The sequence below is a fragment of the Salinimicrobium marinum genome (assembly GCF_014651535.1).
GTDB lineage: Bacteria > Bacteroidota > Bacteroidia > Flavobacteriales > Flavobacteriaceae > Salinimicrobium > Salinimicrobium marinum.
In genome coordinates, this window is the sequence record NZ_BMXB01000001.1 from 650,471 (window position 1) to 668,314 (window position 17,844).

A 17,844-nucleotide genomic window follows, 5' to 3' on the forward strand; every position below is an offset into this window, starting at 1 on the left:
TATGGAACAAAACGACATTGCAGTAGGATTAGATATAGGTACCACTAAAATTGTTGCCATGATAGGCCGTATGAATGAATACGGAAAAATGGAAATAATTGGAATTGGAAAAGCAAAGAGCCTTGGCGTTCACCGCGGGGTGGTAAATAATATTACGCAGACCATCCAATCGATCCAGCAGGCCATCCAGGAAGCTGAATCTGATTCGGGATTGAAGATTGAAGAAGTGGTAGTGGGAATTGCCGGGCAGCATATAAGAAGTCTGCAGCACAGTGATTATATCACCAGACCAAATGCGGACGAGGTGATAGACTCTACCGATATTGATAAATTGTGCAACCAGGTACACAAGCTGGTAATGCTTCCTGGCGAAGAGATCATCCATGTTCTTCCGCAGGAATTTAAAGTGGATGGGCAGGCAGAGATCAAAGAGCCTATTGGGATGTATGGCGGCAGGCTTGAAGCAAATTTCCACGTGGTGGTAGGGCAGGTTTCCTCCATCAGGAATATTGGACGTTGTGTAAAGAGTTCAGGACTGGAGCTTTCTGCAGTAACCCTGGAGCCATTGGCATCAGCCAATGCAGTGCTGAGTCAGGAAGAGAAAGAAGCCGGAGTGGCTTTAGTGGACATCGGAGGTGGTACTACAGATCTTGCTATTTTTAAAGACGGAATTATCAGGCATACCTCTGTAATCCCATTTGGTGGCGGAGTGATCACCGAGGATATCAAAGAAGGTTGTTCGATCATTGAAAAGCAGGCAGAACTTCTGAAAATAAAATTCGGATCTGCGTGGCCGGGTGAAAATAAGGATAATGAGATCGTTTCCATTCCGGGATTACGCGGCAGGGAACCGAAGGAAATTACACTGAAGAACTTATCGAAGATCATTCACGCCAGAGTGGTAGAGATCATTGAGCAGGTGTATTTGGAGATCAAGAACTACGGGCACGAAGAGCAGAAGAAAAAGTTAATTGCAGGGATTGTGTTGACAGGCGGTGGCGCCCAGTTAAAACACATCAAGCAACTGGTGGAATATATTACCGGAATGGATACCAGGATTGGATATCCAAACGAGCACCTGGCAGGAGACAGTGATGCGGAGACCACGAGTCCGTTATATGCAACGGCCGTAGGTTTGGTGTTGAATAGCCTTGAAATAGGCAAAAGAAATCATAAGGCCGAGCAGGCAGAAGAGGAGATTGGCGAGCAGCCGGCCAATTCTGTGGAAGCAGCCCAGGAGGAATTCGAGGAAGAAGATCTTTCGGCTACCGTACGTCAGCAAAAGAGAACATTTTTTGAAAAATGGGCCGAGAAGTTCAAGGATTTTTTGGACAAGGCAGAATAAGAAAGAAAAAAATTGAAAAAAGAATTCTATGAAGAATAGAAAGAAAAGAAGTAGAAAACCAGTAAAACAGAATTTATGAGCAGCACAGAATTCGAAAACATTTCATTCGATCTACCAAAGAACCAATCGAACGTAATTAAAGTTATTGGTGTAGGTGGAGGAGGTAGCAATGCGATTAACCACATGTTCCTCCAGGGAATCAAGGGGGTTGATTTCGTTATTTGCAACACAGATGCACAAGCACTTGAAAACAGTACTGTGCCCAATAAGATCCAGTTGGGGGTAAGCCTTACAGAAGGACTGGGAGCGGGAGCAAATCCGCAGGTTGGGGAGCAGGCAGCTGTAGAGAGTTTTGATGATATAAAGGGAATGTTGGATACCAATACCAAGATGGTATTTATTACTGCCGGAATGGGTGGTGGTACAGGTACAGGAGCAGCGCCAATTATTGCCAAACAGGCTAAGGATATGGACATACTTACCGTTGGTATTGTGACCATTCCTTTTCAGTTTGAAGGTAAAATGCGTTGTGAACAGGCCCAGATTGGAGTCGAAAACCTTAGGAAACAGGTAGATTCACTTATCGTGATCAATAATAATAAACTCCGGGAAGTCTATGGGAACCTTGGATTCAAAGCAGGGTTTTCTAAAGCCGATGAGGTTTTAGCGACGGCTTCAAGAGGAATTGCAGAAGTAATTACCCATCACTACACGCAAAACATTGACTTGCGGGATGCAAAGACGGTTCTAAGCAACAGCGGGACAGCAATAATGGGATCTGCACAGGCATCTGGAGCCACTCGTGCAAATGATGCTATAGTAAAAGCCCTTGATTCCCCTCTTCTAAACGACAATAAGATTACCGGTGCCAAAAACGTGTTGCTGCTTATCGTTTCTGGTTCAGAGGAAATTACTATTGATGAGATAGGAGAGATTAACGATCATATCCAGGCAGAGGCCGGTCACAGTGCCAACATCATTATGGGTGTTGGGGAAGATGAGAGTCTTGATGAAGCAATTTCTGTTACGATCATTGCCACTGGTTTTGATGTGGAACAGCAAAATGAGATCGTTAATACTGAAACAAAAAAGATAATCCATACGCTTGAAGATGAGCAAAAGGCAGAGCATAATTTAAGTCCGAAGAAAACCGGATCTTCTTATGATGCTGCACCACCAAAGGAAGATAAAATTGTTCACACCCTTTCCCTTGAAGAGGAGGAGGTTGATGAACCCGATGATAAAAATCCTTCTGCGGAAGTGAGGAATATGAATGTTTTGTTTGAAGAAGTTAAGTCAACTCCGGCACCGGCTCCGGAACCAGCTCAAACTCCATCAAAAAATGAATTTCAAACTCCGACTCCGCCACAGAATCAATATCAGGCCCCAACTGAAGATTTTATAATCACTGATGCTGTAAGAGATATTGAGGTAAACGAACCTGAAGAGGTAAAGCAGGAATCACAGGAGCAGTTCATGTTCAGCTTTGACATGCCAAAAAGGACAGAACAACCTTCTGTTAGGGAAACTGAAGAACCACGATATGAGGCTCCTCGTGAAGAACAAAAACCTGCGGAAGAGAAGAAGATCGTTCACAGGCTTTCTGATGAAGAGAATGAACCAAGAAATCAGACAAGAGAGATAAAGCCGGAAATCAATCAGAACGGCGAAAAGAGATACAGTCTGGAAGATTATCTTGAAGTGGAGCAAATGATGAAAAACTCCAAGCCTACTTCAAAGCCAATTCAGGAAAAACAGCCTGAGATCGAGAAGAAGGTAGCGAAAGAAGAAGCTCCTGCAAAATCTTCTCCTGAAGAAGAGATTGATCCTTTCAACAATCCTATTTCTGAAGACCTTATCAAAAGGGCAGCAGAAAGAAGGGCTAAAATGAAGGATTTTAATTATAAATTCAGAAGTAAGATCGAAGACATTGAGAAGCAACCGGCTTATAAGCGTGCAGGAATAGACCTTGACAGCTCCAATCCCGGAGAAGAAAGAATTTCCCGCACTTCGATAAACTCGGGAGATGATGATGAGATCAGATTTAGAAGTAATAATTCATTTTTACATGATAATGTAGATTAAGGAAGTAAGAACTACTTGTAAAAACCCGAAGCTGAAGTCTCAGTTTCGGTTTTTTTTTTGGGTTAGCTTCAGGTTGTAAACCTAGCCCTTACTATTTCTTGATTTATATGTAGTTCTATGGCTAGCGTTCGGTTCTGCTGCTGGAATCAATGGGGGGTGAATAGATACGGCTGGATTTCTATTTCAGAAAAATTTATTCAGTTAAAACCGGTTATAATTTTAATCTTCCGGGACCAGTATCACCCTTCATGTAATCGCCTTTGCTGTAATATTTTAAAATTATTTAAATGATTTTATTTTTCTTTTAGTAAATTGATTGTCTGTTTTAAATAAACATAGAGTTCTCTCTTTTTTATCGATCGAAATTAAGCTTGAGATACATCTTATTATAAAAGTTTTCCGGCTAAAATAAGGCAGAAAGAATGCAGAAGAAACCTGGAATTCCAGGAGGTTATTCATCTTCAAAAAATGCACTAATCCATTATTCAGGAATGAGAACAATAATATTTTGCCTGCTTTTTCTTTTTATATCTACTCAATCGATTGCTCAATTCTCCCAACACAAGAGAGATAGCATTGATAAATTAAACCGGAAAGATCATGAGCTAATGATGAAAAAACTGGGGATTTCTGAACTTAGACCTGGACCCTCCGGTAATCCCGAAGCACCAAATGCGGCCAATAGTGACGAAGCTAAAGCCAAAACTTACCACAGTCTTCCCGAACTGCTGGTGTTCGACGAAGGAAGTCCCGTGAAGAATGCCGAAGAATGGCCGGAACGTCGAAAAGAGATTCAGTTGCATTTCGACTCACAAATCTATGGAAAAGTACCTGAAAATTTGCCGGATGTAACCTGGGAAATAGTTGAAGAAAAAGACACCTTAATGGGGAGGTACCCTGTAATATATACGCATCTCTTAGGTCATGTAGACAATTCCAGATTTCCGGATATTGAAGTGGGAATTGAGATGACGCTCGTAACACCTTCAAACAAAAACCAAGCAGTTCCTGTGATGCTGGAATTTGGCTGGAACTGGCCACCGGGTATGGAATTTCCCAAGTCGGAAGGCCCTGCCTGGCAGGAGCAACTTCTTGCAAAAGGATGGGGATATGCCACATTGATTCCTACAAGCTTCCAGGCAGATAACGGAGCCGGATTACGAGAGGGAATCATTGGACTGGTAAATAAGGGTGAACCCAGAGATATTGATGATTGGGGCACCTTACGCGCCTGGGCCTGGGGAGCAGGCCGTGCGATGGATTACTTCGAAGCAAACCCCAATGTGGATGAAACAAAAGTTGGAATAGAAGGTCTATCGAGATACGGAAAAGCTGCAATGGTCACTATGGCTTATGACTCACGATTTGCTATTGGGTTTATAGGCTCCTCGGGAGCGGGCGGAACAAAAATTTTGCGACGCAATTTTGGAGAGCAGGTAGAAAATCTAGTATCATCTTCTCAGTATCACTGGTTTGCGCCAAATTTCATAAAGTATGCTGGACCAATGACAGTGAATGATCTTCCCGTAGATGCGCATCATTTAGTAGCCATGGCTGCTCCCAGGCCAATTTTTATAAGTGCCGGTGCAGGAGATGTTGAAGGATCTTGGGTGGATGCCAAAGGTATGTTTTCGGGTGGTGCCTTTGCAAATCCGGTTTATGAACTTTTGGGATACAAAGGTTTACCTACACAAACTTTTCCTCCCCAGGGAACAAATCTTGCGGAAGGGGAAATTGCCTTCAGGCAACACGAAGGAGGGCATACAGTCATTCCCAATTGGCCCTATTTTATAGAATTTGCTGAAAGATATTTTTCAAATTAATTACCTCAAAGTATCAAATATTACCGTCTTAATAAGCGTTGGGTCATCTAATATTTACCTGGTAAATGCAGTTCAGGATTTATTGAAGGAGTAATGGGATTGAAAATGTGGGATACATGTTTAGAAAAGAAATGTTTTTCAGAAAAGGGGACTTCTGGAAGTGATCAGAAATAATTTATGTTGCACTTTTGTAATTTCCGTAAATGTTAAAAAATAAACTTCAGAAGGAAATTTTTTTCTACTGAAATTAGTCGCGGGGAACCAAAAGCGCTTATTAAAACCCTAAAACTGAGTTCTCAGATATCGGGTTTTATTTTTATCTTCGCAGCTCACTAAATTATACGTTTTATGAGTTTACAGGAAAAAGTAATGACCGAGATGAAAGCCGCTATGAGGGCTAAGGATTCTAACAAGTTGGAAGCTTTAAGAGCTGTAAAGAGCGCGATCCTTTTAGCGAATACAGAAACCGCCGGAAAAGAAAGCATGAGTGAGGATGAAGAAATGAAATTACTCCAGAAGCTTGTAAAACAACGTAAAGAAAGTGCTGCTATTTATAAAGAGCAGGGGAGAGAAGACCTTGCCCAGCCAGAGCTGGATCAGGCTGCTGTAATTGAGCAATTCCTTCCAGAACAAATGAGCGAAGAGGAAATAGAAGCACGTGTGGACGATATCATCCAAAGAACCGGAGCCAGCGGAATGCAGGATATGGGAAAAGTTATGGGTGCAGCTTCACAGGAGCTGGCAGGAAAGGCAGATGGAAAGACCATTTCCAGCATCGTGAAACGTAAACTGGCACAGTAGATTTAACCTCTTTAAAAGCAAGAGCATCAAAAGCCATTTGCCTTTTAATGCTTTTTCATCAGAAAAATATAATAGATAGGTGTTAGGGGATAGTTATTTAAAGAAAGCATAATATGCGATTTTTTCTTATAAACTTTGAATAAAGGATTTACTGCCTCTCTGGGTTTACTTTACTTTTGTAATTTCAGGTATTTTCCCTGAGGTTCTTAGGGGAATCTGAAGAATTAAATATGTAAAATTTAAAAAGTATGAGAATGAGAAAATCAATTCTAATATTCGCAGCTGGTTTTAGTCTTTTTAGTTTGACTATTGGCTGTAAAAATTCTGAAAAGAATAATCAGGATGCTGAAAATGTCGTGGAAAACGTGAATGAAACAGGAGCAGATGCGGTGAAAACTATAGAAAGTGACGTTAAGGAGCTGGAGGATACAGATGTAGTGGAATCTGGTACCTATACAGGTACTGCAGAGGTCGTTGACGCCGAGCAGAAAGAAATATATGTTAGGTTGGATAACAACAAGACTATAGAATTATATTTTTCAAATGATACCGAATTAATTCAAAATGGAGAGAGTGTATCTTTTGATGCGATGGAAAGGGGACAACGAGTGGAAGTTGAGGTTGAAAAGGTGAATGACCAATTAAACCCACAAAGGGTTACCATTCTGGAATAATATTTACAATTTAAAGGGATAACAGCTGATCTATTTATTAAATGGTTGGCAGTTTAAAAAGCAGGAAATTAGACGGAATAAGCTCATTTAGAATTATTAGTTTTTATTCCTGCTTTTTCTTTGGTTTAAAATAAAGTTTTTATCTAAATTTGCGGCAGATTAGGCTCCGTGGCGCAACTGAATAGCGCATCAGATTTCGGCTCTGAGGGTTGCAGGTTTGAATCCTGCCGGGGTCACTATTGAGAATCACAATTCTTATCAAAACCATGCAAATCTCAGGATTCGCATGGTTTTTTAGGTTTTGGCGAATCATTTAAAATGATTTGGTTTAAAAGGGAACTAGAAGGATGTAGTTTAAATATAATGCTGGTCTGAATTGTAAAGAATCTAATAATCAAGTTTCTCAAGGGGATGCGCACATTTTGCTTTTCAATATTCAGGATATGAAAATCTGATTTTTATCATTCTTTACTGTTTAGTATTTTATTAGTTTTAGGTATAATACAACTGCAAAACCTTTATATCATGAAACGTCTTTTAGTTCTTTGTTTTCTTGTGTCATTAATTTCATGTGTGGATAAAAATAAAACCTCCAACAATAATGTAGATGAGGAGGGGTATCAACTTTTAACTGATGCCAAAGTTTATTTTGAACCATTGTCTGCTGTGGACATAGAAGAACCTGATTCCAATGAGGTGGAATTAGGAAAGCATTTGTATTACGACAAACGTTTGTCAGGAGAGGGAAATATCAGTTGTAACTCCTGTCATAACCTTAAAACCTATGGGGTGGATAATGAACGATTTTCTCCCGGAGATGTGGAGGGAACGTTCGGTAACCGAAATTCTCCTACTGTACTCTATGCTGCTTTGCACAAAATGCAGTTTTGGGATGGTCGCGCCGAAACTGTAGAAGAGCAGGCAGCCGGACCTATTTTAAACCCTATAGAACATAATATTACAGATGAAGAACAGCTTGTAAACCGTCTGGAGGAAGTTGAATTGTATCAGGATTTGTTTTCCAAAGCTTATGGAGAGGAAGGTATAACTTTTAAAAATATTCTTAATGCAATTGGTGCTTTTGAACGAACTCTAATGCCGGAAAGTCGTTTTGATAAATACCTGGAAGGGGATGAAGCAGCATTGGATGAAAAGGAAAAAAGAGGACTCCGCGGGTTTATTGATGCCGGTTGCATTACCTGTCATAGTGGGGTCGCAATGGGTGGTCAAATGTTTCAAAAATTTGGTTTGTATGAAGATTATTGGAACCATACCCAATCGGAAACCATTGATTTGGGATTGTATGAAATTAGTGAGGATGAAATGGATAAATATTTCTTTAAAGTTCCGGGATTACGCAATATAGAGCATACCTATCCTTATTTCCATGATGGCTCAGTACAGGATTTAAACAAAGCGGTGGAAATAATGGCAGAGCTCCAAACAGCCAATGATTTATCTGAAAAAGAAATAGACGAACTGGTAGCTTTTATGAAAAGCCTTTCTGCCGATGTGCCAGAGGAGGTGAAACAATCCCCATTTGAATAGCAAAGTATTGGAAATCAGAGAAAAGATGGTGTTTAGAAGTTGGAGACTGATTTTAGCTTAGAAAAGATCATAGATAAAATGTTCTTCTATCCTGTGTTCAATAACTTATTAGGCTGCAATCCTTCATTATACGGAAACCAAATTCTGAAATCTCCTTTTTTCGGCATACCTGCTATTCCTACCTTATTTCTCTTAGGGCAACATCCATTTAAGTTTAAATTTTGAGCATTTTTCGAAAATCAATAAACATCTCAATTGTATTTAAGGTTAAATACGGCGCTCAAAGCTGTAAGGGATAGCAGTTACTGTTCTCTACTCAAACTTAGATCCTATTCTTTCAAATCCTATTTTTTACTTAAATAACCTTTTTCTGAATTAAAAATAGGTTGAAAGCAAATTTCAGAAGAGTCTTGAGCCTTTGTATATTGCCTAGCAGAGCGACTGTCCATACAGTGCAGCCGGGCACATTAGAATAAATAAAACACACAGTATTGGGAGATATAATCTCAGTATAGAGAGATGAAAATCAATATTTTAAATTCATCAGAAAAAATATAGGCATAAATTTGTAAGAATTGCAATCAATCTTTTTCTTTGTTGGCCGATTTCCCTGAAAAGGGGAATTATGATGAGATGGTTTGAGATAGAGAAGCTTAAAAAGCATTCTTAGTTCAGCTTTTATAAAGCATTTTGTCGGTATCGGGTCCAAATGAATTTTGGTCATCCTTTTTTTAGCAACTAAAAAGTCTGTAATTATTCTGGTTTGATCAACATTTTATTAATAGCATCCATTTTTGGTTTTGTTCTATCTACCTTATTGTTTATAAAAAGATCAACCAATACAAAAGCAACTTTCTTTTTAGGAAGTTTTTATTTTATACTTTCCATATACGCCCTGCAGACCTATATAGTGGATGGTGGGAACCTTGATAAAGCTAAATGGTTTTTTATATGGCCTCTAATTCCTTACAACGCGCTATGCATTCCTATATATTATTACTTTCAGGTTATTTTTAAGGATAAACTCCAGTGGAAAAAGAGGCATTTAATATTATTTGTCCCTTTGCTCCTGGCAATAATTGATGCAGCTTATGTTTATCTCCAGCCAGATGCAGTGTATACCGCTATTCTGAATGATGCCATAGTACACCCGGAAAATAGACTCAAAGTAAACTATTTGTTGCTACACCTGGATCACCACGTTTTGATAAGACATTTATGGCAATTGGGGGTACTTTTAATAATATTGCCTCAGTTGTTGAATTTTGTTAAACTTGGAAAAGAAGACAAATTGAAGGAAATCCTTAACAAATGGCTGATGTTGTTTTGGGCTATCCTTTTGTTAATGTCAATTTTGGCAGTTTTGTATGTGCTTGAAAAGATGGCGGTGATAAATATCTTTAATCCGTTATTCAATGATGCTCAACAAGGAGGGGGATTGGTGAGCTTAACTTTGTACTTAGTCTTTCTGCTTATAGGTGTTGTTCCGATATACTTTCCAAGTATCTTACATGGATATCCCCAAATAATGAAAGTTAAACCCCTTTCAAAAAAGGAGGTCGAGCAAGAAGCTCCGGAGTTAAAATTTGGCCTGGCAGAACAGGAAATAACTACTAAACTTGAGTTGCTTAACCAAAAAAAGTTGTATTTAGATCAAGATTTTAATCTCACTAGATGTGCTCAGGAAATGGAGATGCCGGCACATCATGTTTCTTATTTTCTCAAAAGTCATTATGGGCTGACATTTTCAGCCTACAAGAATAATTTGCGGATGGAATATGCTAAAAAATTGATTAAAGAAGGCTATCTGCAAAATAACACTATTGAAGCTTTGGCTGGAGAGTGCGGATTCGCCAGCAGAACATCTTTTAGTAAAGTTTTTAAAAATGCAGTAGATGTAAGTCCTAGTCAGTATGCGCTGCAAATAGAATAAGTACTACTTCTCTTCATTCCTATAATTTAAGCTGTGGGTATCCAATTGGATTTTTTATGCCTTTGTACTGATTAATGTAATCTAATATTATCGTAAAAAGGTCAACATCCAATACTGGAACGACTCATTTTTGAATCCTTTTTCTGAAAAATAAATTTTTTTCTTCAATCCATTAAACCTTTCCTATATAACGGAGTCTTATATTCAACAATATTTACCAGATTTGCAATCTACAGAAAAACAGATCACTAGCTTCTTATAGATGAAAACCAAACATATTTTTTATGCGCTTTTAGTGCTGGGACTTGGCGCTTTGATTTCCTACAGGATTATTGAAAATACCTCGGCTAGGGCAAATAACAAACCTCAGGAGGCACAAACAAGTGCGACGGTGAAAGGTGAAGTACTTGAACCTCAAAAATTCTCTGAAAGTCTGTCACTTTCGGGATCACTGGAAGCAAACGAGCAGGTGGAACTTAGAAGTGAAGTTTCGGGTGTTGTTGAAAATATCAGTTTTCAGGAAGGAAGCAAAGTTTCTCAAGGTCAGGTGCTGGTAAGGGTTAATGACCTGGAGCTTCGGGCCCAACTGGCGAAAATAAAGACTGCAGAAAAACTGGCTTCAGAAAATGAACGCAGAGCACAACTTCTATTAGAAAAAGAGGCTATTAGTCAGGAAGAATATGATATGGCCCGCGCCGATCTGCAATCGGCAGAAGCAGAATCTCAGTTAATTGCTGCACAACTGGCAAAAGCTGCCATAAAAGCACCATTTTCAGGTACTATAGGACTGAGGGAGATTTCAGAAGGAACTTATGTGACTCCGTCCAGCCTGATTGCAAAACTGGTGAATACAGATAAACTGAAACTTACATTTGCCATTCCTGAGAAATATTCCAATCAGGTAGGAGTAGGTTCACAATTAAGCTTCACGACTGCCGGATCTCCGGAAGAACATACTGCCACAATTTATGCAATCGAACCGGGAGTGGATGTGGCGACACGTACTTTAAAAATGCGTGCCATCGCCGAGAACAAGGAGGGGAAACTTATTCCGGGAACTTTTGCCAATGTGCTGCTGCCGCTTGCTACCGTCGATGATGCGATCATGGTGCCTACAGAGGCGCTTATTCCTATCCAGAACGGAAAGAAAATATATGTGGTGCAAAATGGGATAGCCAGGGAGGTAATTGTGCAAACAGGTTCTCGAACAGAAGATTCTGTAAGGGTGCTTTCAGGTTTAAAACCAGGTGATACAATCCTTACTTCGGGAGTCATGATTTTAAAAGACGGCGTACCCGTGAATGTGAGTGTACAAGAACCTGTAGCTAATAATAAAGCCTGATGAGTTTATCTACTTTAAGTATAAAACGGCCGGTACTTACGATTGTGATGAACGTTGCGATCGTGCTTTTCGGGGTCATTGGTTTTACCTATCTGGGAGTAAGGGAATTTCCTTCTATTGATCCCGCCATTATTTCGGTACGTACCAATTACACCGGAGCCAATCCTGATATTATTGAAAGCCAGATAACCGAACCTCTTGAAAAAGAGATTAACTCCATTGACGGGATCAGGACTATAAGTTCTACCAGTAGTCAGGGGTCGAGTAATATCAACATAGAATTCAACCTGGACAAGGATCTGGAAGCTGCAGCCAATGATGTTCGGGATAAGGTTTCCCAGGCAGTGCGAAGGCTTCCGCAGGATATTGATGCTCCGCCTGTTGTTTCAAAGGCCGATGCCGATTCCCAGCCCATCATCGCAATGACGGTGCAAAGTGACGAGAAAAATGTACTGGAACTCAGTGATTATGCCGAAAATGTGATCGCCCCGCGTTTGCAGACGATCCCAGGAGTCAGTAGCGTACAAATATGGGGTCAGCGGCGTTACGCCATGCGGCTTTGGATAGATCCTGTAAAACTAGCTTCCTACGGTGCTACTGTAAGCGATGTGCGTGCAGCTTTGAGTGCGCAAAATGTGGAATTGCCTACCGGAAAACTTACCGGCTCGAATACAGAACTTGCGGTTAAAACCCTTGGAAACCTTTCTACGGAAGAGGAATTCAACAATATTGTCATTCGGGCGGAAGGGGATAATTTGATCAGGCTTAAAGACGTTGGATCTGCAGCCCTGGAAGCTGAAAATCTCGAGACAAAACTAAGTGATTCGGGACAGGAAATGGTATCTATGGTGATCATTCCGCAGCCCGGGACGAATTATCTGGAAATTGCCGATGCTTTTTATGAGCAATATGAGATGCTGCAGAACGATCTGCCGCAGGATTTCAACCTGAATATTGCTTTTGACAATACCCTGTTCGTTAAAAAATCTGTGACCGAGGTTGCAGAAACGCTGGCGATCGCAATAATTCTGGTGATCCTGGTAATCTACCTGTTCTTCAGGAACTGGTCCATTGCGTTGCGACCACTTATTGATATTCCGGTGTCACTTATCGCCACTTTTTTTATCATGTGGATGTTCGGATTTTCAATCAATGTATTGACATTACTTGCGATTGTACTTGCCACGGGGCTGGTGGTAGATGACGGAATTGTGGTGACCGAAAATATTTATAAAAAAGTAGAGGAGGGAATGAGCCCTATCCAGGCAGCGATAAAAGGATCAAATGAGATCTTTTTTGCGGTGATTTCTATTTCCGTCACCCTGGCGGCTGTGTTCCTGCCGGTGATCTTCCTCGAAGGATTTGTGGGCCGGCTGTTCAGGGAGTTTGGAGTGGTATTGGCTTCAGCAGTACTTATTTCTGCTTTTGTGGCCCTGACTTTAACTCCTATGCTGAATGCTTACCTGATGAAGCCCGGAAAACAGAATAATTCAAAGTTCTACAATTTCACCGAGAAGTATTTCGTGAAAATGAACAACAGTTATTCCGAGTCGCTTCGGTCGTTTATGAATAAAAAATGGCTAAGTTTCCCCATCTTGATCCTGTGTCTGGTTGCTACCGGAGTTTTTTACAGTCTGCTTCAGAAGGAGACCGCACCATACGAGGACAGAAGTTTTATTAGTATCAGTGCCACCGCGCCCGAAGGTGCTTCCTATGATTATATGGACAGGTTTATGACGGAAGTTACCGAGCTTGTCAACGACTCCATTCCGGAGAAAAAGGTGAGCCTTATCATTACCTCTCCGGGCTGGGGATCGGGATCTGTGAACAGTGGCTTCGGAAGGATTGCACTAGTGGACCCTTCAGAAAGGGAACGATCCCAGGATGAAATTGCCCAGGATCTTACCCGCTGGACAAAACAATTTCCCGGCGCCCGAATGAACGTTAGTCAAAGCCCAACCATTGCGGTGAACCGGCGTGGAGGAATGCCTATCCAATATATCATCCAGGCGCAGAATTTTGAACAGCTGGAGGCTAATATTCCGCTTTTTATGCAGGAAGTGGAAAATAATCCTACTTTTTCAAATTCAGACCTAAACCTGAAATTTAATAAACCTGAAATTTATGTGACCATTGATAGGGAAAAAGCTCAGACCATGGGAGTTTCTGTGCTGGATGTTGCACAAACATTACAGCTCGCTTTGAGCGGCCAGCGCTTCGGGTATTTTATGATGAATGGGAAACAGTACCAGGTAATGGGACAGTTTGACAAAAAAGACAGGGACGCTCCAATGGATCTAACTTCTATGTTCGTGAGAAATCGGGACGGGCAGCTTATACAGCTGGACAACCTGGTGACCACCGAAGAACAAAGCAGTCCGCCGGCACTTTACCACAACAATCGTTACATGAGTGCTACGGTTTCAGCAAGTCTGGCGCCGGGAATGAGTATGGGAGACGGGATAGAGGCCATGGAACGCATTAGAGGAAAAGTCCTGGATGAAACCTTCACGACCGACCTTGGTGGAGAGTCACGTGATTTTGTTGAAAGTAGCTCCAATACAATGTTTGCATTTTTACTGGCTTTACTGCTAATCTTTTTATTGCTGGCGGCACAGTTTGAAAGTTTTATAGATCCTATGATCATAATTCTTACGGTTCCTATGGCAGTGGCGGGAGCAGTTTTCAGCCTGTGGTTGTTTGGTGAAACCTGGAATATTTTCAGTCAGATTGGAACAGTCATGCTCATTGGGCTGGTGACCAAAAACGGAATTTTAATTGTTGAATTTGCCAATCAGTTGCGGGAGCAGGGCGTTCCTAAGCGGGAAGCCATACTGCAGGCTTCAGAATCCAGACTGCGCCCTATTCTAATGACCAGTTTAACAGTGGCTTTGGGAGCACTGCCTATTGCTGTGGCTTTTGGTGCCGCTTCCACGAGCCGTACCGGGATGGGAGTCGTTATCATTGGAGGGACCATGTTCTCTCTTGTGCTCACCCTCTTTGTTATCCCGGCGATCTATATGATGTGGTCTAAAGAAAGAAAACAACGTCCGGAATTCGATGAGCTAGAAAAGCCGGCACCCCAATTAAATCCTAACCCGGAACCTGTTTTACATGAATAATATTTTAAAGTTCTTCATTTTACTGTTTTGCAGTCTGCCACTTTCTGCACAGGAGCTTTTAACTGCTGAAGAAGCAGTGCGTATTGCTCTTGAAAATAATTATTCAATTGAGATGGCGAGAAATGAACTGGAAATTGATCAGGCCTCAGTGAGCTTAGGGAATGCGGGTATTCTGCCTTCTTTGGGATTAACCGCCGCCAGCAACAACAGTATTCAGTCGACCCGCCAAACCAGAGCAGACGGGAATCTCATTGAAGTAGATAATGCCCGCAACAATAACCTGAATTATGGGGTTGTGCTCGACTGGACGCTGTTTGACGGTTTCAGGATGTTTGCCCGTTACGATCAACTTAAAGAGCTGGAAAAGCTGGGAGAGGCAGAATTGAAACAAACCGTCCTTACCCATGTGAGTGATGTATTGATTACCTACTATGACCTGGTGCAACAGCAACAGCAGCTTCAGGCGCTTGATAGTACCATGGTGATTTCTGAACAAAGGGTAGAGCTCGCACAGAACCGGTTTACCATCGGGAGATCTTCAAAACTGGAAGTGCTTAATGCGCAGGTCGATTTAAATACAGATCGTACCACGATGCTACGACAGCAGGAATTATATACCAATACAAAAATTCAGCTGAATGAGATCCTGGCGAGGGAGCCAAATGTAGATTTCACAGTTCAGGAAGATATGGAGGTGCAGGAAGATCTGTTACTGCACGAGTTGGAAAGGCTGGCTATGGAACAGAATCCGGTATTACAAGCGCAGCTTATCAGCCGGAATATTGCACAGCTGGAGTTGCGGCAGGTAAAAGCAGGAAGATATCCCACTGTTGAAGCCAATTCCGGATATATATTCTCTCAAAATGAATCTCCGGTAGGATTCACCACTTTTGGAAGAACAGAAGGCTTTAATTATGGTTTTACAGCCAGGATGAACATCTTTGATGGCTTTAATCAAAATCGAAACGAAAAGATTGCCCGCCTGCAGGTGGAAAACAGTGAAGTAGCAATCGAACAGCAGTCGCAAACACTGCAGTCACAATTGAATATGGCCTATCAAACATACCTTACCAATATTAGCTTAATTGAGCTGGAAAGCGAAAATGAAGCCATTGCCAAGGAAAACCTGGAAATTACCATGGAGAAATACAGGATAGGTACTATTCCAACCATTGAATTCAGGACCGCACAGCTTAATTATATCAATGCCATTGTACGCCACAGCAACGCAAAATTTCAGGCAAAACTTTCAGAGATTAACCTGAAGGAATTTGCAGGAAATTTGACGCTGTGAAAAAGTGCGTAATTGGGTACTATAATAATTCCGCAATAGCTTTCAACAGAATCTAAAAAAAAGTCTGCTCTAAAACTTTTCATTAAATGAAGTGTTTTAGCGCAGACGTAAATGACTTTAAAGCTGAACTTTTAGTGAATTATTATGCCTCACAACTCGCACAGGTCACCATCTCCGCGATAAACTCCTTCGATACACTCTGACTTCTTTGGTAGTACAAAGTTTTTACGCCCAATTTCCAGGCTTCGATCATCAACCTGTTCACTTCTTTCACCGGAAGGTTCGAAGGGATGTTCAGGTTTAAACTTTGCGCCTGATCGATAAACCTCTGCCTGATAGAAGCCTGCTGAATAATCTCCAGCTGACTTATCTCCTTAAAGGTTTTAAAAACTGCTTTTTCTTCCGCAGAAAGTTCAGAAAGATGTTGAACACTTCCGTGGTTGAGCATAATGCTTCGCCAGGTTTCTTCGGTATCTATATCTTTTTCGGCAAGGAGTTGTTTCAGGTATTTGTTCTTCCGCATAAAATTACCTTTTGCAAGACCCGCTTTATAATAATTACTGCTGAAGGGTTCGATTCCGGGAGAAGTCTGACCAAGAATAGCCGAAGAAGAGGTGGTTGGGGCAATGGCCATGAGCGTAGTGTTACGCTGTCCATAGCCTTTTAAAATTTCCGGTTCCCCGTAAATGTTTGCCAGTTCTTTCGAAGCTTTTAATGCTTTTTCGCTGATCTCCTTAAAAATACTATTGGTTAGACCTTTCGCTTGAAGGCCTTCAAAGGGGATCCTGTTTTTCTGAAGATAGGAATGCCAGCCCATCACCCCGAGACCCAATGCACGGTGCCGTTTTGCAAATTTATTTGCAGAGGACAAATAATAATTATCTTCTGTCTTGGCGATGAATTCCTGAAGTACTGCATCCAGAAAATAAATAGCCAGTTTCACCGCTTCGGTATCTTTCCACTCGTCATACAATTCGAGATTCATCGAGGAGAGGCAGCAAATAAATGACTCTTCTTTAGTGGAAGGAAGTGCGATCTCAGAACATAAATTACTTGAGTGAATGGTTAGGTTTTGATCTTTATAAACCTGCGGCTTGTGGCGGTTAATATTATCTGTAAAGAAGATATACGGTAAGCCTTTTTGCTGTCGGCTCTCCAGAACTTTAGCCCAGATTTCCCTTTTTTCCTGATCTCCGTCGATCATTTCCTGCATCCAGTAATCTGGTACACAAACTCCGTTGAATAAGTTCTGAATGGGACTACCAATATTTTTGATCTCCAGAAACTCCCTGATATCCGGATGGTCAATGTCCAGGTAAGCGGCAAAAGCACCACGGCGAACTCCACCCTGAGAAATGGTATCCATAGCCGTATCAAAAAGCTTCATAAAGCTGGTGGCACCGCTACTTTTTCCGTTGTCGGTAACAGCGCTTCCACGGCCGCGGAGTTCTCCGAAATATCCCGAGGTTCCGCCGCCAATTTTAGTCTGCATGATCACTTCTCCGAGTTTATGCGTGATTCCTTCGATATTATCGGGAACATATACATTAAAACAGGAAATAGGCAAACCTCTTTCGGTACCCATATTGGCCCAGATAGGAGAACTCAAGCTCATCCAGCCGCGTTCGATCATTTCGATAAAAGCTTCGGCCATTTCCGGTTTGTATAATCTTTTCGCTGCCGCATTGGCTATTCGTTCGATAGCAGATTTGGTCGTTTCGCCTTTAAGCAGGTAACCCCGGTTCAGGATTTGCTGGCTCTCGTCATTAAGCCACCATAATCTTTCGTTGGTTGTTCCTGAATTTAATTTTTCATTCTGAAGCTGTACAGACATAATTTGAGTATTTTGATTTTCAGCTCAATTTTCAGCTGAAGGA

General features: G+C 41.3%; 11 protein-coding genes and 1 tRNA gene. 11 read left to right on the top strand and 1 reads right to left on the bottom strand.

All coding sequences use genetic code 11. The annotated features are described in order from the left end of the window. Position 1: 1 nt before the first annotated feature. From ftsA to IE056_RS02900, 11 genes are all read left to right on the top strand, one after another. A complete protein-coding gene (gene ftsA, locus IE056_RS02850) occupies positions 2-1,345 on the top strand; it encodes a cell division protein FtsA (RefSeq protein ID WP_189603109.1) in 1,344 nt (447 codons plus the stop codon). A gap of 75 nt (positions 1,346-1,420) precedes the next feature. Continuing rightward, positions 1,421-3,430, top strand: coding sequence for a cell division protein FtsZ (gene ftsZ, locus IE056_RS02855; RefSeq protein ID WP_189603111.1), 2,010 nt, complete (start codon positions 1,421-1,423; stop codon positions 3,428-3,430). 491 nt (positions 3,431-3,921) lie between these two features. Next, on the top strand, positions 3,922-5,253 hold the full coding sequence (locus IE056_RS02860) for a glucuronyl esterase domain-containing protein (protein WP_189603113.1): 1,332 nt from the start codon (positions 3,922-3,924) through the stop codon (positions 5,251-5,253). Between the two features lie 348 nt (positions 5,254-5,601). Beyond that, positions 5,602-6,054 carry a GatB/YqeY domain-containing protein gene (locus IE056_RS02865; RefSeq protein ID WP_189603115.1) on the top strand — a complete coding sequence of 151 codons (453 nt, stop codon included), beginning with the start codon at positions 5,602-5,604 and terminating at the stop codon, positions 6,052-6,054. 254 nt (positions 6,055-6,308) lie between these two features. Then, a complete protein-coding gene (locus IE056_RS02870; protein WP_229793631.1) occupies positions 6,309-6,728 on the top strand; it encodes a hypothetical protein in 420 nt (139 codons plus the stop codon). 162 nt (positions 6,729-6,890) lie between these two features. After that, positions 6,891-6,964 (top strand) — tRNA-Arg (locus IE056_RS02875). Positions 6,965-7,250: 286 nt separating this feature from the next. Then, on the top strand, positions 7,251-8,276 hold the full coding sequence (locus IE056_RS02880) for a cytochrome-c peroxidase (protein WP_229793648.1): 1,026 nt from the start codon (positions 7,251-7,253) through the stop codon (positions 8,274-8,276). A 763-nt stretch (positions 8,277-9,039) separates the two neighbouring features. Then, a complete protein-coding gene (locus IE056_RS02885; protein WP_189603119.1) occupies positions 9,040-10,209 on the top strand; it encodes a helix-turn-helix domain-containing protein in 1,170 nt (389 codons plus the stop codon). A 262-nt stretch (positions 10,210-10,471) separates the two neighbouring features. Further along, positions 10,472-11,551 carry an efflux RND transporter periplasmic adaptor subunit gene (locus tag IE056_RS02890; protein ID WP_189603121.1) on the top strand — a complete coding sequence of 360 codons (1,080 nt, stop codon included), beginning with the start codon at positions 10,472-10,474 and terminating at the stop codon, positions 11,549-11,551. After that, positions 11,551-14,673 carry an efflux RND transporter permease subunit gene (locus IE056_RS02895; RefSeq protein WP_189603123.1) on the top strand — a complete coding sequence of 1,041 codons (3,123 nt, stop codon included), beginning with the start codon at positions 11,551-11,553 and terminating at the stop codon, positions 14,671-14,673. Before IE056_RS02890 ends, IE056_RS02895 begins: the two co-directional genes overlap by 1 nt. After that, complete coding sequence (locus IE056_RS02900) at positions 14,666-15,967, top strand: TolC family protein (protein ID WP_189603125.1); 1,302 nt, start codon at positions 14,666-14,668, stop codon at positions 15,965-15,967. Before IE056_RS02895 ends, IE056_RS02900 begins: the two co-directional genes overlap by 8 nt. A 142-nt stretch (positions 15,968-16,109) precedes the next feature. Here the strand turns inward: IE056_RS02900 and IE056_RS02905 are convergent, their stop codons facing one another. Then, positions 16,110-17,801: a ribonucleoside-diphosphate reductase subunit alpha gene (locus IE056_RS02905; protein ID WP_189603128.1), complete on the bottom strand. Its 1,692-nt coding sequence runs from the start codon at positions 17,799-17,801 to the stop codon at positions 16,110-16,112. Positions 17,802-17,844 lie beyond the last annotated feature (43 nt).